We start from the raw sequence: 21501 nt of genomic DNA, 5'->3' as shown, positions 1-21501 counted from the left end.
GTATGACTTCTTCCTTACGGAGATTTTTCACGAACGCCCTGTAGTTGCTGCTGCGTACATATAGCCCGATCAGACGCCGGAAGATACGCAGCATGCCGCGGCAGCCGTATCGTCCCATCAGGCTCCTGGCTTCCTCGGATAGCTGAATTGGGGAGACGTTGCTTTCGATTTCCTGCAGACCGGCGTTCTCGAGCAGTGCAATCCAAGCCTTCGTCGTCTGTGGTTTGGCATTACCGCCGATGTCCTGCTCGACCCAGGCTTCCATCCCCGGTTCCGGTGGATATCGTAGCCAGGTCGTCTCGTTCAATCCCACGCTGCCGCCGGGTTTGGTCACGCGCACGTACTCGTTGACGGCTTTTTGTTTGTCCTTTGGAAAGGCCGTCACCGATTCGGTGATCACGATGTCGAAAAAGTCGTCTTCGAAAGGTAAATCCTGGGCGTCGCCGACCCGGCATTCGACCAAATCCGAGACGCCGGCTCGAGCGGCGGCTTCGTTGGACCGCTCGACCATGCGCGCTTTGATGTCCACGCCGAACACACGGCAGCCGAATTCACGGGCGATGAAGGCCGGCGTGGCGCCCGCGCCGCAGCCGACATCGAGCACCGTCTTTGCATTCTCGATGTCGCATAATGTGAGTAATTTTTTAGTTGCTTCGAGACTTCCGATGTGTTTCGTCAGGCCGACTTCGGCTGCAAAATCGAAGAATTCCGGTTTTGATTTCATTTTGGATTTCCTTTGCGGGATCTCTAACTCCCGGATGAGTTAGATGGTTGTTGAAAGCTTAAACCTGGCTGAGCAGCATTGCCGGACAAGAGGAGGACAATCTACAGATATATTTTCGAAACGAGAGAGGCCACTCGACGATAGTAAACCTGTGCACGTCCATCGCATGGGGAAAACGGATGGGTTTGGTGATGGGATCGAACCAAGCGGTTTCTCACGATTCATCATCATGATCGACGAGTTGTTCGGTAAGCCGGCGCCGTTTTTCGTAGGCCTCGCGCGTGATGCGTATGTCCTCCAAAAAGGCCGGTAACTCATCCAGATACAACGCTTGTGGGCCGTCTACCAGGGCCGTGTGCGGTTCGGGGTGGAAATCGACCAGGACGGCGTTGGCGCCGGCGATGATTCCTTGCGCCGTGGCGTGGAAGATCTCCAGCAAACCATCCGGCGCTTTGTCGCGCACGCCGACCGAATGCGATGGGTCGACGCAAACGGGCATGCGGGTAAGACGTTTAACCACGGGGACGTGGCTGAAGTCCACGAAGTTACGGTGCGGGTTTCGAACTCCTGCTGACGTCCGATCTCCTTGAGCAGCTCGAAATTCTGGATGTTGCGCGTGCCGATCTGCAGGATCACGCCGGTGGGACATCCCGTTTCTTCCAGGCAAGCGCTGATTTCTTCGATCTGACGCTCGTGTGTGACTTCCATGGCGATAATCTTGATGCCGTATTTCGAAGCCAGTTCGAAAATGTAGTGCAGGCAGCTTCTTCCATGGCCTTGAAAGGAATAAGGATTGGTGCGCGGTTTGTAGGCGCCCATGCGCGTGCAGTACTGGCCATTTTCCTGCAGCGCTTTCATCATCTGCTCCGCGTGTTCTCTGTTGTCCACCGCACAAAGACCGGCGAACACGTGCAGGTTGTCTTGATTGAATTGCACGCCTTTGTACTCAAACCCGACTGCGCGTTTGTTGTCGTGATGGCGGCCGAGAATGCGGTACCCCTCGGAAATTTTTATCACCCGTTCCACGGCGGGAAGCGCCGCGATCTGCTGTCGATCAACCCTGGATGTATCACCAAGCAGGTAGATTTCCGTGAGGATTTGATGTTTTCCAGTGACGATGTGTTTTTTTAGTTTTATGTTCTGGAGATGAGACAAAAAATCCCAGGTCCGGATGAATTCGTCCGATTTTTCATTCGTGTTGGGGCGCAGGATGACGAGCATTGACGGACTCCAATTGGGTATTATCTCGTGGCAACTACTATTGAGAGGCAAAATTATATGCTGCGGTCATTGCCCTGGAAACGCACGTGCTTCGCCTGATTATAATCATCTTTCGGTTAAGATGCTTGAATCTCCACTGTGAACGTTGTATGCTGGTTCGAGATGTGGACGCAGCAGTAATGAAATAGTCACAAACAACATGTCTAAAGGTGATTCACAATGACGGATGCACCCTACCTAACGTTTGCGGAACTTGAATCCGGATTGGATGAAATACGCCGATCACCCAAAGATGGCGGTGTGCTTGAAATGATCGTGCGGCGTCCGCAGATCGATGCACGCGAAGTGCTGCAGGAAGGTATGCTGGACCCGCACGAAGGCCTCGTAGGTGATAACTGGAGCACCCGCGGCAGTTTTCGGGCAGCAGAAGAGCCTCCCAATCCGGATGCACAACTTACTGTTATGAACGCACGCGCGATCGCGCTGATGGCTCAGGATCGAGGACGCTGGCCGTTGGCCGGCGATCAGTTGTATATCGATATGGACCTCAGTTCTGAAAACTTACCTCCGGGAAGCCGCCTTGCGCTGGGTACGGCCATCATAGAAGTGACTGCGATACCCCACACCGGCTGTAAAAAATTTGCGCAACGATTTGGTACGGATGCAACGAAGTTTGTTAACTCAATAGCAGGCAAGGAGCTGCATTTACGTGGCATTTGTGCAAAAGTGATCCGGGTTGGAGAAATTCGGGTCGGTGACAGCGTCAAGAAGATCTAACCCCGTCCGTTTCCTTTCCCCAATATGCACCACTTCTCTATCTATGAATTAGCGTCGACTGTCGCGCGGCGAGCGTGGCGAAAACTACGTAGTATGCAACTGCGTCGCAGCGGTTCGACTTCTCTGCTATTCCACCCGATGCAGCAGTGTGAAATTCGGGATGCCCATCGCGCCAATCGGAAAACTAGCTACCAGGACGACTTGATCACCCGGTTTGGTTAACCCTGAAGCCAGGCTGGATGTGCGCACGTGCTCGATCATTTCTTCCACCGAATTTGCCATGGGCATGAGGAACGGTTGCACGCCCCATAACAGTGCCATACGCTGATAGGTCGTCGAATCGGGGGTGAAAGCCCAGATGGGCACGCGCGGCCGCACGCTGGACATCAATTTCGCCGTGCGGCCCGAACGGGTGAAAACGGCGATGGCGGCCACGTCGCGGTCGTGCGCCAACATGCGCGCTGCATGCGTTGTGGCGACGGCGTCGTCGTCGGTTTCCAGCGTGCTGTTGTAGAAGTCTTGTCCCCATTTGGACATGTGCGCTTCCGCGTCGAGAATAATGCGCGCCATGGTCTCGACGGCTTTGATGGGGTATTTGCCCACCGCGGTTTCCCCGGAGAGCATCAGGGCGTCGCTTCCGTCGAAAACCGCATTGGCTACATCCGAGGCTTCGGCACGCGTGGGATGGGGATTCTCCATCATCGATTCCAGCATCTGCGTGGCAGTGATCACGATACGGTGTTCTTCGTTGGCGCGTTGGATGATTTCTTTTTGAATCGAGGGTACGCGCTCCGGCGCAACTTCCACCCCCAGATCGCCGCGCGCCACCATTACGCCGTCGGTGGCTTCGAGGATGGGATCGAGGCGTGCGACCGCCTCAGGGCGTTCCAACTTGGCGATGATGGGCAAATCCTGACGCTCGGCGCAGCACGCAGCAATGGCGCCGCGCAGCGTATGTATATCTTCGGCGCGGCGCACGAAGGAAAGCGCCACCGCATCGACCCCTTGATCGATGCCGAAAGCCAGATCGTCGAGGTCCTGTTTTGACAGCGCCGGTGCCGACAAGACGACACCCGGAAGATTTATACCCTTGTGGTTGCCAAGAATTCCACCGTTGACGATCTCCGTTTGCACTTCGTTTTCCGTCGTTTTTAGCACGGACAACTCGATACTGCCGTCGTCGAGCAGGATGTGATCTCCGGGTTTAACATCGGCGGGCAGGGCAGCGTAGTCGACGAAAATCCGATCTTTTGTTCCAATGACAGGATGCGTCGTCAAGGTGAGTTTATTTCCCGCTTCGAGCCGTACGGGTTCGTCATTTTCGAGTTTGCCCGTACGCAGCTTCGGACCGCTCAAGTCCTGCAGGATGGCGATGGCCTTGCCCGTCTCCTCGCTTACCTGGCGCAGTTGGCGGATGGTTTCGGCGTGGAACTCGTGATCGCCGTGGGAAAAATTCAAGCGGGCGACGTCCATGCCGGCTTCGGCGAGATGTTTGAGGCATTCCACACCGATCGAAACGGGTCCAATGGTGGCGACGATTTTGGCACGTCGATTCATGAGCGCACCAAAAGTGTATGGGATTTTATTCGTAAGGTCGAGATCCGGTTGTTCGATTTCATCATTACTCACCAAATTGCTGCAATCAGCGAAGTAGTTCGACCAGGATGGCTTTCTGGGCGTGCATGCGGTTTTCGGCTTGTTGAAAAATGCGTGATTGCTCGCCGTCCATCACCTCATCGGTGATCTCCTGGCCGCGGTGGGCGGGCAAACAGTGCAGCACGATGGCCTGCGGATCGGCTTCGGCGACGAGTTGTTGGTTGACCTGGTAGGGCGGGAAAGCTTCTTGGCGTTTTTTCGTTTCCTCCTCTTGCCCCATACTGACCCAGGTATCCGTGTAGATCACCTGAGCGCCTATTACGGCTTCGTGTGGGTCTTCGAGTGCGCGGAACTCGAGTTTGGAGTTACCCGCCAGTGATCTCGCCTCGGAAAAAACGCTTTCCGGAAGGGAATACCCTTGCGGTGAGGCGATGGTGAAATTCATGTCCAACAATGCGCAGGCGAAGATCAAGGAGACGGCCACGTTGTTGCCGTCACCGACGTAGGTCATGTTGATCCCCTCGAGCGATCCGAAATGTTCGAGTATGGTGAGTACGTCGGCCATGGCCTGGCAGGGGTGGTTGTAATCGCTCAGCCCGTTGATCACCGGCACGCTGGCGTGGCGCGCCAATTCGAGTACGTGCTCGTGTGCGAAGACGCGGGCCATGATCCCATCCACGTAACCGGATAGCACCCGACTGACGTCGCGGATCGCCTCACGTTTTCCCAGGCCGATCTCATCGGGTGAGAGGTAGAGTGCATCGCCGCCGAGATGGCGCATGCCCATTTCGAAGGAGACACGCGTGCGCAGGCTTGGTTTCTGGAAAACCATGGCCAGGTTCTTGCCGGCCAACACAGGCTTGTTTCCTCCGTCGCGTCGCTCCTTCTTCAAGCGGACGGCGAGGTCGAGCAGCCGTTTAAGCTCTTCACTCGTGCAATCCGAAATAGCAAGGAAATTATTCATCGTACATTCTCCGTTTCCGGCGTTGGTATCGGCTGGAGTATAGCACAGCCGCGAAATCCAAGTATGGGCGAAAGTCACCAATTCTCTTCGAATCCGGCGAATTTATGATATACACCTGTGAACGATTGTAAATACTATCGGCAGCATAGCGCAGTGCGCTGTGACGCAGTAATTCTAATACCAAACCTTTCTCGACAGAGGTGGTCGTCATGAAACTGGATCGATCGTACTCGTTTCACGAGGGGGCTTCTCAGGAAGAAGTCGATTTGTTGTGGCAAGGAATCATCGAATACAACAAGACCAGCGGTCCGATGCTGGAGTATCCTCCCTACGAACCTTATCGCATCGTCCTGAAAGACGGGCAGGATCAGGTGGTTGCCGGAATCTTGACCAAGATCTACCTGCGTTGCATGGCAGTGGAACTCTTGTGGATCGATAAGGAGTTGCGCAATCAGGGAATTGGATCTGAGTTGCTGCACAGGGTGGAGTCGCACGCCAGAGAACTCGGGTGCACGTTCATCCATCTGGACACGTTCAGCTTTCAGGCGATTGAATTCTACAGGAAACACGGCTTCTCCGTTTTCGGATTGATCGACGATTATCCCGGGAACGTGGCGCGCTATTACTTGAAGAAGGAACTTTAATTCTGGTTGTAAGTGGACCTGAACCGCTGAGGCACTGAGCGAACTGATTACACTGAGGCTTTTCGTGGGGGAGGCTGAGATGCTAATCAGACTGACGGACCGAGTTGCTCAGCAACCGGATTATGCGATAATTACGTGGCAGTTCTTCTCCACAATTGACGGGAGAAGGAGCATCTTATTTATTCGCCACCAGTGCGTCCCCTCCAGGCAGCCTCGTCAAATGCACTGGTGTTCTAATAGAGATCCGGTTCCAATTTCAAACGCTTCGATCGATGGAAATCAAATGTGCGTCATTGGAAAGCAGGGGGAGAATCTGCTAAAGGAGTGGGAAATGACCGTTCATCAGCTCAAGAAGTTCTGTTTCCTATGCATCGCAATGGTATTGCTGGTTTCCGGCTGCAATTCACCGTCGAGCAGAGGTGGTGGTAGTGGGCCTCCGTCCGGCCGAGCTCCGACAGGAGACTATGGCGATGCTCCCGAGGGCGGCCCAACCGGTTATCCGGCCGGTTTCGCGCAGACCGGCAGTTTTCCCACAACCTTTGCTTCGAATGGCGCTCGGACGCTAGACACGGGAGAAGCCACACTCGGCCCCGGCATAAGCGCCGAGGAAGATGCTGATGATCCCAACGATCCGGACGGCGTACCCAACTTGACCAACACCGATCCGGACGATGGGTTGATCGACTTCTTCATCACGCTTACCGCCATCCCACCGCCAACGACACTCACCGTGCTTGTGAACGGTCCGCAAGGCAGCTCGGGCGGGACGTACTGGTTGAACGCAGTGATCGATCTCAACCTGGACGGCGAGTGGGGCGGGCGCGGGATAAATGGCGAAATGGAGTGGGCGGTCCAGAACGAGATCGTTCAGGTCGCCCCAGGCGTGACCACGCCGTACACAACACAGCCTTTCGCCTTCTCTAACGGCAATACCCTGCCCGATGGCGCGTTCATGCGTATCGCGCTCACCAAGGAGATGGTGCCCCCGGATTGGGACGGCACCGGTGAGTTCAGCGCCGGCGAAATCGAGGATTATTTCATCCGCCTGCCGGATCTCGGCGGGGGGAAGACCGGCATCCTCATGGTGGATTGCGACGGTCCTTACCGCCCCGGCCAGATGGTCACCTGCAATGTATTTGGAGGAAATGGTCGATTTACCTACGCCCTGGTTGGCCCATTCGGTGGCAACGTTCCCGTATTTGCGGGACGCTGTAATCCTGCACCTGTAGGTGGTCCTTTGACCGCTCCCGTAGCAGTGACGTGCCCCTCAGGTCCGGGCAAAACACCGACAACTTGGAGGTTCGTGATCACATCCAGGGATCCAAAATCCATCTCGGTTGATGGCGGCATCATCACCGGATACACCGACGAGAGCTCATCGGAATTTAATTTCGAAGGCACTCCGAAGGATATGAGCGTCTTCGTGTTGGCCATGGAGGGATCCTACGTACACTATTCGGGCTACAGTATGGTCTTGGTGGATGCATCAGTTTATGGCGACGATCCGGCCCCGATGGCGAATGCAAACATCGATCTCACCATGAAGGGGCCTGGTGGCTCAGAAACCCAAACTGTCACGACGGATGAAGATGGAACTGCGCACGCCGAGTTTACCATTTATACGTACGGCAATTACGAGGTCTCTGTGGATAACATCGAAGGGGAATACATGGTTTACGATCCATCCCTGAATGCCATGAACTCGGTGAAGGTGAGTGTTACCGCAGGCGAAAGTACCCCGGTGGGCGGCACGACGGAAATCGGTGACTTCGTGTTCGCCTTCAACAAAGCGTTCCAGACTAAAGACGCCGGGGCACTGTTCGATCTGCTCCACCCGGCGGTGACCGACCTCTACGGAGACGAAGCCTGCCATACTTACATCGGTTCGATCATCGAAACACCGACCCGGCTTGAAGTCCTCAATGTAAAAGAACTCGCTTCGTGGTTATGGGAGATGGATGGACATTCAACCAGCTTCGAAGACGTATTTATAGTCGAGGTCTACTTCACTGCTGCCGACTCCACATCGCAGGTCGATTTCCACCTCGTTCAGCGTGAGGATGGCACGTTGGGTTGGTTCACCGACTGCGGGGAGCCGTTGCAGTAGCAATCGATCGTTAAAAGAATCCTGAGGAGCGAGGGATGACTCATCCCTCGCTCCCCAATTCGAGTAGTTCGAGTTCGGATATCCCCTCTCTCCCCTCCGGAAACGCATTCCAAGGGCGTCAAGCCGAGCTGCACAGCGGCAAAACGGTGCCTCGAGAGTTCGAGGTCGTTCGACGCCGCCAGCTCAACTACTCTGGGAGGACGTCACTACTTTTCTGCGATGACCAGATCGGATCAGTCGTTCCGCCGGAATCTGGGGCTCAACCAGCGCAGCCAACCTCGAGAGCGGAGCGGTGAAGCGATGGGCTTATCCATGCCGACGAGGATCAACGCTGTCACCAGCAGCAGAGCGCCGAGCCATTGATGTGGGGTGAGGGTTTCACCAAGCCATACATATGCCACACTAACCGTAACCAACACCTGGCCCAAGCCGAGCAGCGAGGTGCGCATGCCTCCGATCGATTTCACGCCAGAAAATAATGCCAGGCGTGAGAAAAAAGTGACCAGCGTCAGGCCGATCAGTGGAAGCAGAGCAGGCTGGGGAACGCTGAAAACTGTCGGCGAGAAAATCAACTCCGCAGGAACTACCACCATCGTCATGGCGAAAAGGGTGTACAGCGTGACCGTCGGCGGCGGCGCTTCATACAAGACGCGCTGGTTGATGGGAATGTGCAGCGCGTAGAACAGACCGGCCAGAAGAGGGTAAAGCGCGTCATGAAGATCGATTCCGACCGTTGAAGCCCGGGTCAGGAAATACACCGCGGGGATGCTGAACAGCAAAGCCAGGAGCGTGATCTTCGAATGCTTTAACCCATCCAGGAAAAGCAGAAAGGCAACGAAAAGAGGATACAGCGAAAAGAGCATCTGCGATAAGCTTGCGTCGACCCGGGCCAGACCGAGATAGAAGAACAACGATCCCAGGCCGTTAAGGCTGCCGGCGATCATACAACCGACGAAACCGACCGGGAAAATATATAAATATTTGCGTTGAAAGAGAAGCATCACCACGAAGAGCAGGATTGACGCTGCAGCGGTGCGGGCGGCGACGACGGAAATCGAGAACATCCCCGCCTGGATGGCCAGCTTGCCGAAAATCGGCGTCAAGCCGATCAAACCCGCGGAACTGATTGCAATGGCAACACCGCGGCGATTCTGGATGTCCGCATTCAAAGTGACTCACACCCCCATTCCAACATATTTACCCGTTCATCCAAGGATGCGCTCGATTTCAGCCAGCAGCTCTTCACTGAGAAAATCCCCTTTGGTGAGGAGGCGTGCGATTTTCCCGCGCAGGCGCTCTTTCTCGTGGACGCTTAACTGTTTCGCAGTAATGACGATAACCGGGATGTCGATGGTCTTGGAGCTTTGTTTCAACCGTTCGAGGACCGAAAAACCATCCATTTCCGGCATCATCAGATCCAGGATGACGAGATCGGGCGGGTTCTGTTCGGCCAATTCGAGCGCTTGCATGCCGGAGGATGCCTCTACGAGGTTGTAATCAGCCTGAGCCTGAAGGATACGGGAGATCAACAAGCGCGCGTCGGCATGATCGTCGACGATGAGGATGTCGTGGATACGTTCCGAATCGAGGTGCTCGAGCGCAGCGAGCAACCCTTCCTCGGGTTGTTCCAGCGTCGAATAATCCGGAAGAACGACGTCCTGCGCCCATCCGTCGGCCAGGAGGCTCTTCTCGATGGGCATCGTATGCCCGGAGCAGTTGACGACGATCGTTTCTTCCGGGTGGATCTTGCCGTTACGCACCATCTTGATCAGCCCGGCGAAGGCAACGGCCGCGGCCGGTTCGATGGATAAACCTTCCATCTTGGCCAGGGTGTGCATGGCTTGAAAGGCTTCTTCGTCCGTTACGCTTTCCATCGCGCCGCCCGATCCGGCCAGCATGCGCCCTCGCAGCAGGCTGTATGTTCGTCCCGGATCGCCGGTGCTCAACGTCGAGATCAGCGTGTTGGGGGACAATACGGGGACAACTTGTTCCAATCCTTTGTGCCAAGCGTCAGCCATGGGCGAGCATCCGGCTGTTTGAATGCAGGCGATCGCAGGAATCTTTTCGATATGCTGCATGTGCAGCAATTCCGTGAAGCCTTTCAGCACGCCGACGGGTCCAATTCCGCCGCTGACGGACTGTATATACCAATCGGGTGCGCGCCACGATGTGGCGACCCCTTCTTCGTTTCCCAATTGCTCCGCGATCTCAAACGCCAGTGTTTTCATCGATTCGACGGCCGCGATACTGCGGACGCCGCGATCGATGTATAGCCCGCGCTCCTGGGCGAACTGGGCTGCAAGATGTTTGGTTTGGTCGTATGTGCTGGCTACCTTGATCAAGCGCGTGCCGTAGATGGCCACTTCGTGCATTTTGGGTGCGGGTACGAGACTGGTGATGAACGCCCACAATTTCACGCCTGCTCTGGCGCAGTATGCGGAAAAAGCGATAGCCACGTTGCCGGTGGATGCGACGACGGCTTCCTTGAGCCCGGCCTCCAGGAGCACCGAGACGGTCAGCGCGGCTTGCCGGTCTTTAAAAGATGCCGTCGGTCCCTGGCGCTCGTCCTTGATGTAAAGGTTGGGCAGACCCAACAGGCGGCCGAGGTTCTGGGCTCGAAGCAAGGGCGATCCCCCTTCGCCCATCATCAGAGACGATTGCGGATTTTGTGTGGGAAGTAGTTCTTGATAACGCCAAAGATCGAAGGGCCGCGAGGGTAAATTTTCGGACCAGGACCGACGTGCGAATTTGAGATCGTACTCGGCCTGACGCCAGGCGCTGCCGCAAGCCGGACAGGTGAACTCGAGGGGGTCGAAGGGAGTGCTCTCGCCGCAATCAATGCAGACGATTTTCAGCTGATGAGTCATCGGAAGTGATCGACGAAAAAAGGATCGGGATTCCCAGAATACCCGAGGAGGATGGCAGCAACGCGGTTGGCTGGTTTGAATTGACCAGCAAGATTCGGCACGATCTGTGTTTCCCGGCTATTCAGCGCTGGAATTTGCATCCGTCTGCAGCGACTCGGGGGGCTTTATGGGCAGCGTGAAAGAAAATACGCTGCCTTCGCCAGGCGTACTGTCGACCCAGATTTCACCACCGTGAAGCTCTACGAGATAGCGGCAAATCGACAATCCCAGGCCCGTACCGCCGGTTTTACGCGTCGGAGAAGCGTCTACTTGCGAGAACGGCTCAAAGAGCTTCTCCTGATCCTCCTCTGCGATCCCTTGTCCCGTATCGGAAACGGATATCAAGAGCTGCTCGGGTTCTTCCTCGCCCTCGACTGTTACGGTAAGCCCGATCTTGCCTTCGGAGGTGAACTTGACCGCGTTGGAGAGCAAGTTGAGCAAGATTTGGCGCACGCGGATATTGTCTGCCCAGATCAGTGGAAGATCGTCCGGGACGTCGGAGTGGATCTCAATGGGTTTGTCCTTGACCAGGCCAACCGCAGTCGCCAACACGCCGCGGATGATTTCTTTGACATCCACTTCCGAGAAAGTCAATTCCATTTTACCGGCTTCGATCCGGGAAACATCGAGCATGTCGTTTATCAAACCAAGCAGATGCTGGCCGGCGTTGTAAATGGCATTCAAGTCTTGTTCCTGGGTGTCCGTGATCGGCCCATCGATTCCCTTCAGGATGACGCGCGAAAATCCAATGATGGAGTTGAGCGGCGTGCGCAGTTCGTGACTCATGTTGGCCAAGAATTGGCTCTTTAGTTTGTCGACCTCGCGCATTTCGTCCAGCGCTTGTTGGGTCAGTTGGTGCGTACGTGCGCTTTGCAAGGCAAGCGCGAGATCGTCGGCTACGCCTTCGGCGATGTCTCGCTCTGCGACGTCCCAAAGAGTCGTATCGTGGGATTTTTCCAATTCGATTACGCCGAACACGCGATCTTGATCGCGGATGGGGACACGCAGGACATTGTCGTCGGGGGTTTCATCCAAAGTAATACCGTCCTCGGGAAGGGAGAGTTTTCTCGTGCCCACTTCATCGGCGATGTACCCCGCGGTTTCTCCCCAGAATATGCCGGACGATAGATACTGCATCGCAGTCATTTGGGCGGTGTCCACTCGTTCGCCTTCCTGTGCCGGGAGAGGTTCTTCGAAGAAGATGGCTTGCGCTACGCCGCGATAACCCAGGCGGATGCCGGCTGGATCGGCTCGAACCAGAGCGTTGAAAAGCAAGGTCAACAGCTTGCCTTCCTCATTGCGCGCTTGGACCCGGAAATTGTAGATTGGTTGTCCGGATTCAATGCGATCCTGGAAATCCTTTACTTTATCGGGAGACAAGGCGATTTCACTTATCGAAGTGCCTTCAAGTACCTCGGGGGACCGGCCGAGAATGCGTTCGACTTCCGGGCTGCTCCAGACGAATTTCCCTTCCAGGTCGGTTTCGAAAACAAAACCTTCCGGCTCCAGTTTCTGGGAAGCCGTGATGGTTTCCGCATCGAGGGTGCCGGTTCGGGGCGTGACCTCGAGCAGCCCGGAGAGCAGGTTTTCGAGACGGTTGCGCAGGTTTTCAAGCGAATTCGTGGACATATTTCATAACTTCCTTCGCAAGTTCACTGTATTGTATGGCGCCGCGACTGCTCGGCGCATAAACAGTGATCGGTTGGCTGAACAAGGGACTTTCGCGTAATCTCGTATCGGTCTGGATGATCGTCTTGAAAACAGCCGTGCCGAAAGCCTTGTGGATTTGTTCCAGCAGACTGCGGTGCATCCGGTTGCGCAGATCGACCATGGTCATCAGGACCCGGTAATGCAGCTGCGGATTGGAATTCTGACGTACCGAGCGGATCATGTTGAGCATATCGCGCAGCGCATTGGCCGAGAAGAACTCACATTGCGTGGGAATGATGAGCAGATTGGCTGCGACCAGTGCAGAATGCGTCACGGGACCCAGCGCCGGCGGGCAGTCAATTATGATGAAATCGTGCGACGAAGCATTTGCGAGCGCTCCCCGCAGGATGAATTCGTAGCCGTCCCGCACGGTGAGATAGCGTTCCGCCATGCTCAAATCTTGATTCGACGGCGCTACGAACAGCCCGGGGACCCCGGTCTCTTGAGATACCGAATCGATGTCCTGGTTACCCAGGAGGATATCGGTGATCGTACGGTGCACGCTCTTGGGTCTGATGCCCAGAGCCAGCGTTAAATTTGCCTGCGGGTCGAGGTCGACGACGAGCACCTGCTGCCCAACCTGTGCCAGCGCAGCGCCCAGGGAGACCGCCGTCGTTGTTTTTGCGACACCGCCTTTTTCGTTGGCTATCGTGATTACGCAGGTCATGCCGCTCCTTCTTCTGTGAATGATTCCCCGGAGTCCAGGGAGTCGTCAGCAGGGCGATGGCTTTCACTCGCACCGTCTCCATCTGCATCGGGGTGCAATATATCTTCGGCCAATTGAATTTTCACGCGCCGGGCGCCGAGGGTTTGCTGCATCTCTTTTGCTGCTGTGCGCAGCATGTCATCGATGTTCGCTCTGGAACGGACTTTCATCGTAATATCCATGACGGCCTGCTCGCGTTTCGCTCGGTGAAGCGCTTCCTCGTAGTTTTTCGCGTTCTGCACGGCGACGGCAAGCTGGTCGCCGAGAATCTCAAGCACAGCGATATCGTCTTCGCTGAAGGTATGTGGGGTGGTGTGCTGAACGTCCATTGCGCCGATTACGTAATCTCCAATGCGAAGGGGAATGCCCAACTGTGTTCTGGTATCCGGCAGCAGTGGATTGGGCAGGTAATGGGGATCCTGGGTAACGTCGTGTGCGACGTAGGAAGTACCCGCCTGGACGACATAACCGGTCACCGAAGTCACTCCGACGGGGAGTGAAAATCCTTCCCGCTTCATGGCTTCACCCGCATCGCCGGTGGCTTCTTTGATAATGACGTTCTCGCCGTTTTCGTCCAGCAAGTACACGCCAACGTGATAGAAGTCGAATCGTTCGCGAATCAGGTTGACGGCTCTTCCGAGAAGAGTGTCGAGATCGAGCAAGCCCGTTGCGTCTCGGGCGACCTCTGCGGCCGTCTGCAGCTGGGTAGCTCGGCGCTGCAATTCTTCCATGAGACGAGCTTGTTCGAGGGCGCCGGCGACTTCATCGGCTACGGCCTCGAGGATAGCCTGGTCGTCGTCCGTCCAATCGTCCGTGCTTTTCCGCAGAATGTTCAAGCTGCCGATGATTTCGCCACGCAATTCGATGTCCGTCGCCAGTGCCGGCGCGTCGTCCGGCAGATCCATGACGTTCTGGCCGCCACCGTATTCGACGACGGTTCCCTGATCGATCGCCCGCATTGAATCGAAAAGGTCGTCCCACGCGCCGGTCGTCTGCTGCTGCAGCAGCGCATCGACGTGTTGCAGGCTCTGCTGCATCTCTTCCATGATTTTCGTGTTTTCGAGCGCAATCGAGACCTGGTTGGCAAGCATTTCCAATACTTCGATATCTCGCTCGCCGGGACGATATCGTTCAAAAGTGACGGCGAGCGCGCCGGAAACCTGGCCGCTCGAAAGAATAGGTGCACATATCGTGGTGGGTGACCCTTCGAGGGAGGCCGTGACGCCAGTGGCCGTTCTTTGCGGCGTACCTACCGTTACCAGAGGCGACTTGGCGTCGATAACACGGCCGTAGATCCCCTGGCCGAGCGGCATACTCATACCTACAGGAGTCTTCAATCTCGCTTCACTGGCGGCGGAGCTCTGAACGATGATTTCCTCGCGTTCAACAGCTTCGGGTAGTCTGTCTCGCTCGACAAACGATTGTAGATTTCGATGATTCGATGAAGTGTGTAAGAAAATTTCACTTGATCTTGCAGTAGTTGAGAATTCTCCACCAATACGGCCAATTGATCTGCGATGGTTTGCAGGATGAGAACGTCGTCGTCACTGAAAGCGTTCGCTTGTGTGCTCTGAACGTCGAGCACGCCGACCAATTTGTCGCCTGCCAGCATCGGCAGTGCCATTTCGGACCTCGTGTGGGGAAGATCGGGGTTGGCAAAGAAGTGCGAATCGACCCCGACGTCCGAAGCGATGCGCGGTTTTCCGGAACCCGCAACGTATCCGACGATGCCCACTCTTCCCACCGTCAGGCTGTGGCCGCGATTGAGCATGCGCTGACCACCTTCGGACGACGCGGCGCGCAATACGACGTTTTCTCCGAGTTCGTCGAGCAGGAATGCGCCGACGTGATAGTAGCCAAATCTTCTCGAGATGAGATTGACGACTTCGATGAGAAGTCGATTGAAATCCCGGATGGAAACGGCGTTCCGCGCCACTTCCGATGCCGAACGGATTAATTGTGTCCGGTCGCGCACGCGGTCTTCCAGCGCACGATAGGTATTCTGCAGTTCGTCCAGCATCTCGTTGAGGGAATGGCTCAACTTCCCGAATTCATCTTCGGAATGGACTTCGACGCGGTGACCCCATTCTCCGCGGGAAATGTGTTCGATGAGATCCGTCACTTTCACTAACGGATTCAGCGCTCTACGAGCAATAAAAAGTATGACCAGGGGGATCAGGACTACCATCAATATGATACTGATCAGGTAGAAAGTGATGGGGACCGTGATAACCCTGGACAAGAGCAGCAGAACGAGTGAAAGAATGAAGACCGTAAACAGCGACATCAGCGCCATTTTGGTGGCAAATCCGATGCGGCGAATTTGCATGCGTATACGGGAATAGAAAAGTGCAATTCTCGGGATCATAGGACGAACTCCTCGGAGGACGAGTCGCTATCACTTGTCTCCTGATCGTCGCCGTTTTCTAGTAAATCATTTGGCAAATCGCTCTTTTTCGATTCGCCCAGGCTAACGGTTATTTTAGCGGCGTGCAGCGCCTGACTGAGTTCACGGGCCGTAGTTTGCAGTATGTTGCGCATATCAGGAGCCCTGCGTACCTTGCTGGCGATTTCTCTCGTCAGGCGTTCTCTCCTGGCAGCGCGCTGGACTTGTCCAAGCAGCCGTTCGTTCTGAATGGCGGCTGCCACCTGGCTGGCGATCGTGCTCAGCAAAGCAACGTCATCTTCAGTATAGCGATGCTCATATTCGAGGTCCTGTACCGTAATCACACCGACGACGTCGTCACCGATCAACATGGGAACGCCAAGCCAGGATTTTGCCGGAACGCCGAGTTGCTTCGCTCCCAGTGCCGAGGCGATACGTTCAGTGTCTTCGACCAGGAGCAACGGCTGGCGCGAGCGGATCACGGTGGAAGTCAGCCCTTCGCCCAACGGCATAGGAGGCAATTCAATGTGTTCTCCACGTTCAACCGTGTAGGGGAAGCTGATGGTCACGCTATCGGGATGGAAGATCGCCACCGACATATCGGTATCGCCGAGGATCTGACGTATCTGGCGATGCACGACTCTGAAAAGCGTATCCAGCTGGATCATTTGTGATACGGCCTGGCTCACGCGGTTCAGGACTTCGAGTTCGTTCATCCTGCGCTGCTCTTCCGTGCGCTGGCGAGCGTTCTCCATCGAAAGCGCCGCTTGACTGGCAACGGCTTCGAAGAAGGCCACTTCATCGTCGGTCCATCCTTCTTCTCCGAAAGGCTTACGTGCAGCGATCGTGGCCACAATTTCGCCGCGCACGATGATCGGCACGGCAATCTCACGATCGTCGTCCGTACGCGCAGGTTGAGCGGTTTCGGTCGCAACGTCGATGGAAGGGAATTCCTCATCTACGAGTGGGGTGATTTCTCCTGACGGGCTGAGATGGATGATGGGAGACAGATTGCTTCGACTCAGCCGCTGCCAGGATTCTCGCGTTTGAACTCGCATGATGTTTTCGAGGCGCTCCAACTCCTCCGTCATCTCGAGTTGGGTTGTCGAACTCTCGATCGAAGATGAAAGCTCATCGGCGATGACTTCCATGGTGCGCACATCGGCTTCCGAGAAGGCGTTTGTTTCACGGCTCTGTACGTCGAGAGCGCCCAGCAATTGATCGCCGATCAACAGGGGTACGGCCATCTCGGAACGTGTGTCCGGAAGCAGGGGATTGGCGAAGTAGAAAGGATCCTGCGAGACATCGTTGGCCACGCGAGGCAAGCGATTCCCGGTCGCCCAGCCGACGATGCTGGCGCTGCCGACGCCCAATCGGTGACCTCTGGACAGCATTCGCCGTCCTGCTTCGCCCGTGCTGGCAGTGAGTTCGGCCCAGTTGCCGGTGTTGTCCATGGTGAACACCGAAGCGTGGTAGTACCCGAAGCGCTCGCGAATGATGTCCACGGTACGAGAGATGATCAAGTATGGATCGCGGATCTCGTTGGTGATCTTGGCAATCTCGGCGGTCGTCTCCAGCTGTAGTGCTCTTCGCTGCAAGTCGGCCGTGCGCTCCTGCACGAGCTCTTCCAGGCCGACGCTGTGAGTCTGCAGTTGTTTTGCGAGGGTGCGTTCACGGGTGAGCGCGTTTTCCATCTCACGCATCGAAAGCCAGTTCATGACTACGATCACAACCAGGCCCAAACCCAATCCGATCGCGTCTGCGGCGACAGATGTGGTTGGGAACATCGCATTGGGAATTAATCCGTTCAACTGGGCAAAACCGGCGGCAGCGTAGGCGGCGACGCTGAGCAGCGTGAAGAGAATGGAGGCGCTCAATCCGATCAGAATTCCTGCGGTGGATATGACCATGGCGAAGCCGATGATGGTGACGTGGCCGATTCCCACGATGAAGGAGGATGCGGCCATCACCAGGAAGATCACCATGGTTGGTATGTAGCCCGCGGCGTTGAGTCTACCTCGCCTGCCCAGCCAATAGGCCAGAACGTAGAAAGGCTGCACGCCCAGTCCGGAGATCGCGCCAGCTACGGGTGTCAATCCTGCAAACCACAATCCGGTCATGATCAGGCCGAACAGAAATCCGGGACCCGCAAGCCCAAGCAGCACGATGTTGAGGATGTACTGCCGATGTGCGATTTCCGGATTTTCCGATGTGGGTGCGAGAATTTTATTCAATCGATCGAGCATGATTTTCCTTCCAAATCTTTGCTGGCTGGCTAGCTGGGTTTGCCGAATGCTTCAACGATGGAATCGTAGATCGCCGGAGTGGTGTACTTCGGTTTCCACCCTTCGGCGCGTAATTTGTCATTGCTGGCGATGAACGGATACAAACTCATCAGTATCCATTCCGGTGCTGCGATCGTCTTTCCCGTCCGCCATAAAAGCCAGAGCAGCGGCTTGATGATGAACAGCGGCAATGCCAGAACGCGTCCGCCTCTCGACTGGGTAGCCTGGCGCAGGCTTTGTGTTTCGTCGGCGGTGACGTTGTAGATACCGGGCAGATCGTTGTGGATGGCCATGCGCAGCGCCTGGATCACATCGGCCTCGTGAACGAGCTGCGCAGGTGTGTATCGCGTGCAGTCTTTTTTCGCAGGCCGCCTTCTGCCAGCTGTAATAAAGCTTCTCGTTTGGACGCAGCGGGTGCTCTTCGGTGAGCGGCATGGGATTGTCCGCACGGATACCGTAGGCGACCGTGCTGCTGGTGAAGATCAATTTCTTGACCTTTGCTTGCACGGCCGCGTCGAAAACGTTGTAGGATCCACGTATGTTGATCTCCTCAAGATCCTCCGAATCGGGCAGACGCCAAAGCTTGAACGCCATGTGAATCAAGACGTCTGCACCTTTGATCGCCTCGACGATTCCCGCATCGCGTACATCCGTCTGGACGAATTCGAACTTCTTCGACTTTGGCGGATCGATGGGGGGCTGAACATCGATGCCGATAATGCGTTCGATTTTTCGGTCTTTTTGCAGCGTAGGTACTAGTAATTTACCTAGATAACCCGATGCTCCTGTGATGGCGACGATGGTTCGGCTCATGGTCCATTCATTCCCGTAGTTGATTTCAAGCTTCCAGATCCGTCTCGCTTGATGTGGGGTATTCGGTATAAAGACTCGATTCGGATTGTGCTGTATTCATACGAACGACGATTTCAGGGTGGCCCAGGGCGCGATGAAGGGATTTCGCCGTCGTTTGCATAACATCTTCGACCGTCATCTGCCGGCTGAGTTCCTGTGTAACCTGGCTCATGAGGCGGGCACGATCGGCGGCGGTGATCGAAGTGATGGCCAATTTCGCGTTCTGGATTGCAGCACAGAACTGATCGGCCAGCGTCTGCAGGATTTCAATGTCTTGGGGTGAAAACGCTTCCGCTTCGGTGCTCTGTACGTCGAGCGCGCCCAACACACGTCCCGCAACTTGAAGAGGAACCGCAGCTTCCGAACGTGTCTCCGGGAGCAGCTCGTTGGCGAGATGCAGCGGGTCCTGCGTTACATCGTAGGCGATACGTGGCTGATTGTTGGCCGTGACCCATCCGATGATCGATTGCCCGCCGACTCTCAAACTGTGACCGCGCGCTTTGAGCGCTTGGCCGATTTCGCCAGACGATTCAGCGAGCTGCGCATTTTCCCCTTCTTCATCGATCAAGAAGATGGAAACGTGGTAGTAGCCGAACTGCGATTTAATCAGTTCGACACCGCGCCGTAGAAGGTCCGCCAACGACGGTGACGAAATAACCACGCGCGCGACCTGCGAGGCAATTCGAAGTTGGCGTGTACGGTCGGAGACCCTGTCTTCCAGTGAGCGATAGGATTGGCTCAATTCCTCGGCCATCATGTTCAAAGATTGGGAAAGCATACCGACTTCATCATCACTCTCGACGGGCACGCGATACTGCCAATCGCCGCGCGCCACGCGTTGCGCAAATTCTGTCAATTTTGAAAGCGGCCGCAGCAGACGATTGCTGGCTAACGGTACGACGATGACCGTAAACAACGTCGCCAGTAGTATTAGCAAGATCGAGAAGGGGGCAAGCGAGTTAATTTCGGATAGATACAGTCTACGGGGCAGTTCTACGGCCAGCCCGATCCCGGCCGTCGGTATCCAGGCATACGAACCGAGTACGCTTTCGCCGAAAATGTCCTCGTATTCTTGCGTTCGAGGTGTCGTTAAATTTGGATGCGAAAGCGCAGGGTGGCTGCTGTTGAATCGCTGCAGGGCAATCATGCCGCTGGGTGAAATCTCGAGAAAAATATTCGGCTCCGCCACGATGTAGACGTTAACGATCTCTGCCTCGCTGTCCTGCGGCACGAGCCACTTGCGCTGGATGTCTTCAACGATATCCGTCTTGAAATAATTCGTACTCACGCCGATGAGAACGGCTTCTTTGAGACCGCTCTCGCTGACGCTGAACGGATCGTAGGTAAGGATGGCGAAATTTTCCTCTTCGGAGATTCTGAACAAGGGATGATCGATGGCGGCGTAGGTATAGGTTTGCGAGAGCAACATCTCCCGAAGCATTTCCGCATCGATGGATTCGCCCTCCCACTGCCGCTGTGTGGCAGCGAGAATCTGGCCGTCTGAAGCCCGGGCAACGAGATAATCATCGAACAGGATGTTGGTTGTGGAGATACGTTTATTCTCCAGGATGGCGCGCAAATCGTTTTGCCTATCGTCGTAGAGTACGCTGCCTTCCGTCTCATCGAGCAATTCGGAAACACGGGCGCGTATGGTGTTTTCTCCGGCGTCTATGATCAACTGCTCTTCTCGAACGGTTATCCAATCTGTGAGGTCGAACAATTTATCGTTGATTCGGGAGACCAGATCATCTTCGACCTGCTCCCGCACGATGTTGCGAGTTTGGAGATATGCGGCCAACCCCATGATGATCACGGGGACGAGCACCAACGGCAAGAGTACGGCGATTAATCTTCGCCCCAGGCTGGTGCCCTGTTCGAACTCGGCAATTCTTTGACGTATGTTGGTCTGTATTCTTTGAAACACGGCTATTCCAACTCCCATACTTGTTCACCGGAGGCGATACGGTGAACTTGTTCTGGAAAGCGATCGGCGTCGAGCGGCTTTCCGATAAAGCCATCGAAGCCGGCTTTTCGTGCTTTCTTCATTTGCGCTTCACTTGCATATGCGGTCACGGCAACTACCGGAATATCCTTCAAGCGGGATGCACGCAGTTTTCGCAGCGCTTCGTACCCGTCTTCGTACGGCAGGCGGATGTCCATCAAAATCAAGTCGACATGGGGGATCGTATCTGCATATTCGACCACCTCGTATCCGGATGACTACCACTCACAACAGACACCCATGGGCTTCAGTAACCGAGCCATCAATGAAAAATTTGCCACGTTGTCTTCCACGATCAATACAACCAGATCTTTTATCGTAGTGCTCATCGAGGCAACTCTCGTCTTCACGATTGCGTGGGTTGCTTAATGAAGTGTCTGATCTGCGACGGAAACAGGTCGACGTCAATCGGTTTTTGGATGTAGCCGTTGCAGCCTGCCAGAAGACTTCGTTCTCGATCCCCGCGCAATACGTTCGCAGTCAGGGCGACGATGGGAATACTTGCAAATTTGGGTTCGGATTTCAGTCGCTGCGTAAACGTCAAACCATCGATTTCAGGTAAATTGATATCGACGAGAATCAAATCGGGTTGTTCGGAAAACGCGAGTTCCAACCCTTCTT

Annotated in this window: 18 protein-coding genes and 1 pseudogene; 4 read left to right on the top strand and 15 right to left on the bottom strand. The window is 55.4% G+C overall.

The features are described from left to right. Together P8Z34_14875 and P8Z34_14870 are read right to left on the bottom strand one after the other, a co-directional pair. Nucleotides 1-724, bottom strand: a 724-nt coding sequence (locus tag P8Z34_14875) for a methyltransferase domain-containing protein (protein ID MEJ2551956.1), incomplete at its 3' end; no start/stop codon positions are given. Nucleotides 725-938: 214 nt separating this feature from the next. Continuing rightward, nucleotides 939-1945, bottom strand: a pseudogene (locus tag P8Z34_14870) (hypothetical protein). 300 nt (nt 1946-2245) lie between these two features. Here P8Z34_14870 and P8Z34_14865 point away from each other — a divergent pair. Then, nucleotides 2246-2722 (top strand): hypothetical protein, encoded by a 477-nt coding sequence (locus P8Z34_14865; protein ID MEJ2551955.1) that lies wholly within the window; start codon nt 2246-2248, stop codon nt 2720-2722. 126 nt (nt 2723-2848) lie between these two features. On the opposite strand, the gene pyk is transcribed toward P8Z34_14865, so the two are convergent. Together pyk and argF are read right to left on the bottom strand one after the other, a co-directional pair. After that, the gene (gene pyk / locus P8Z34_14860; GenBank protein MEJ2551954.1) at nt 2849-4351 is read right to left on the bottom strand and encodes a pyruvate kinase; all 1503 of its coding nucleotides are present in this window, start codon (nt 4349-4351) and stop codon (nt 2849-2851) included. 13 nt (nt 4352-4364) lie between these two features. Beyond that, nucleotides 4365-5282 carry an ornithine carbamoyltransferase gene (argF, locus tag P8Z34_14855; GenBank protein ID MEJ2551953.1) on the bottom strand — a complete coding sequence of 306 codons (918 nt, stop codon included), beginning with the start codon at nt 5280-5282 and terminating at the stop codon, nt 4365-4367. A 209-nt stretch (nt 5283-5491) separates the two neighbouring features. On the opposite strand from argF, the gene P8Z34_14850 reads away from it, so the two are divergent. Further along, entirely contained in the window at nt 5492-5926 is a 435-nt protein-coding gene (locus P8Z34_14850) for a GNAT family N-acetyltransferase (GenBank protein MEJ2551952.1), read from the top strand. A gap of 331 nt (nt 5927-6257) precedes the next feature. Further along, nucleotides 6258-8033 carry a GEVED domain-containing protein gene (locus P8Z34_14845; GenBank protein ID MEJ2551951.1) on the top strand — a complete coding sequence of 592 codons (1776 nt, stop codon included), beginning with the start codon at nt 6258-6260 and terminating at the stop codon, nt 8031-8033. Between the two features lie 233 nt (nt 8034-8266). Here P8Z34_14845 and P8Z34_14840 read toward each other — a convergent pair whose 3' ends face one another. The 8 genes from P8Z34_14840 to P8Z34_14805 all read right to left on the bottom strand — a co-directional run bounded on the left by P8Z34_14840 (nt 8267) and on the right by P8Z34_14805 (nt 18337). Beyond that, a complete protein-coding gene (locus tag P8Z34_14840) occupies nt 8267-9202 on the bottom strand; it encodes a DMT family transporter (protein ID MEJ2551950.1) in 936 nt (311 codons plus the stop codon). A 36-nt stretch (nt 9203-9238) separates the two neighbouring features. After that, entirely contained in the window at nt 9239-10900 is a 1662-nt protein-coding gene (locus P8Z34_14835) for a pyridoxal-phosphate dependent enzyme (GenBank protein ID MEJ2551949.1), read from the bottom strand. Nucleotides 10901-11017: 117 nt separating this feature from the next. Further along, on the bottom strand, nt 11018-12568 hold the full coding sequence (locus P8Z34_14830; GenBank protein ID MEJ2551948.1) for an ATP-binding protein: 1551 nt from the start codon (nt 12566-12568) through the stop codon (nt 11018-11020). Then, the gene (locus P8Z34_14825) at nt 12549-13316 is read right to left on the bottom strand and encodes a ParA family protein (GenBank protein MEJ2551947.1); all 768 of its coding nucleotides are present in this window, start codon (nt 13314-13316) and stop codon (nt 12549-12551) included. The genes P8Z34_14830 and P8Z34_14825 overlap by 20 nt, the downstream gene beginning before the upstream one ends. Further along, on the bottom strand, nt 13313-14674 hold the full coding sequence (locus tag P8Z34_14820; GenBank protein MEJ2551946.1) for a GAF domain-containing protein: 1362 nt from the start codon (nt 14672-14674) through the stop codon (nt 13313-13315). Before P8Z34_14820 ends, P8Z34_14825 begins: the two co-directional genes overlap by 4 nt. A gap of 14 nt (nt 14675-14688) precedes the next feature. Beyond that, nucleotides 14689-15723 (bottom strand): GAF domain-containing protein, encoded by a 1035-nt coding sequence (locus P8Z34_14815; GenBank protein MEJ2551945.1) that lies wholly within the window; start codon nt 15721-15723, stop codon nt 14689-14691. Further along, nucleotides 15720-17987 carry a GAF domain-containing protein gene (locus P8Z34_14810; GenBank protein ID MEJ2551944.1) on the bottom strand — a complete coding sequence of 756 codons (2268 nt, stop codon included), beginning with the start codon at nt 17985-17987 and terminating at the stop codon, nt 15720-15722. Before P8Z34_14810 ends, P8Z34_14815 begins: the two co-directional genes overlap by 4 nt. A 29-nt stretch (nt 17988-18016) precedes the next feature. Continuing rightward, nucleotides 18017-18337 carry a hypothetical protein gene (locus P8Z34_14805; GenBank protein MEJ2551943.1) on the bottom strand — a complete coding sequence of 107 codons (321 nt, stop codon included), beginning with the start codon at nt 18335-18337 and terminating at the stop codon, nt 18017-18019. A 37-nt stretch (nt 18338-18374) separates the two neighbouring features. Here P8Z34_14805 and P8Z34_14800 point away from each other — a divergent pair, with 37 nt between their 5' ends. Beyond that, nucleotides 18375-18785, top strand: coding sequence for a hypothetical protein (locus P8Z34_14800; protein MEJ2551942.1), 411 nt, complete (start codon nt 18375-18377; stop codon nt 18783-18785). 79 nt (nt 18786-18864) lie between these two features. On the opposite strand, the gene P8Z34_14795 is transcribed toward P8Z34_14800, so the two are convergent. The 3 genes from P8Z34_14795 to P8Z34_14785 form a co-directional block, all read right to left on the bottom strand. Next, a complete protein-coding gene (locus P8Z34_14795; GenBank protein ID MEJ2551941.1) occupies nt 18865-20802 on the bottom strand; it encodes a GAF domain-containing protein in 1938 nt (645 codons plus the stop codon). 2 nt (nt 20803-20804) lie between these two features. Continuing rightward, a complete protein-coding gene (locus P8Z34_14790; protein ID MEJ2551940.1) occupies nt 20805-21083 on the bottom strand; it encodes a response regulator in 279 nt (92 codons plus the stop codon). Between the two features lie 143 nt (nt 21084-21226). After that, nucleotides 21227-21501, bottom strand: a 275-nt coding sequence (locus tag P8Z34_14785; GenBank protein ID MEJ2551939.1) for a response regulator, incomplete at its 5' end; no start/stop codon positions are given.

This window comes from Anaerolineales bacterium (genome assembly GCA_037382465.1).
In the GTDB taxonomy this organism is placed as follows: domain Bacteria; phylum Chloroflexota; class Anaerolineae; order Anaerolineales; family E44-bin32; genus WVZH01.
The sequence above is the reverse complement of the archived record's forward strand: the minus strand, read 5'-3'. Positions and strand labels throughout refer to the sequence as shown.

What these genes read in the sequence shown, in the direction of transcription:
- P8Z34_14845 (MEJ2551951.1), top strand. Translation starts at nt 6,258, where the DNA reads ATGACCGTTCATCAGCTCAAGAAGTTCTGTTTCCTATGCATCGCAATG.
- P8Z34_14810 (MEJ2551944.1), bottom strand. Translation starts at nt 17,987, where the DNA reads ATGCTCGATCGATTGAATAAAATTCTCGCACCCACATCGGAAAATCCG.
- P8Z34_14825 (MEJ2551947.1), bottom strand. Translation starts at nt 13,316, where the DNA reads ATGACCTGCGTAATCACGATAGCCAACGAAAAAGGCGGTGTCGCAAAA.
- P8Z34_14835 (MEJ2551949.1), bottom strand. Translation starts at nt 10,900, where the DNA reads ATGACTCATCAGCTGAAAATCGTCTGCATTGATTGCGGCGAGAGCACT.
- argF (MEJ2551953.1), bottom strand. Translation starts at nt 5,282, where the DNA reads ATGAATAATTTCCTTGCTATTTCGGATTGCACGAGTGAAGAGCTTAAA.
- P8Z34_14830 (MEJ2551948.1), bottom strand. Translation starts at nt 12,568, where the DNA reads ATGTCCACGAATTCGCTTGAAAACCTGCGCAACCGTCTCGAAAACCTG.
- P8Z34_14820 (MEJ2551946.1), bottom strand. Translation starts at nt 14,674, where the DNA reads ATGAGTATGCCGCTCGGCCAGGGGATCTACGGCCGTGTTATCGACGCC.
- P8Z34_14815 (MEJ2551945.1), bottom strand. Translation starts at nt 15,723, where the DNA reads ATGATCCCGAGAATTGCACTTTTCTATTCCCGTATACGCATGCAAATT.
- P8Z34_14850 (MEJ2551952.1), top strand. Translation starts at nt 5,492, where the DNA reads ATGAAACTGGATCGATCGTACTCGTTTCACGAGGGGGCTTCTCAGGAA.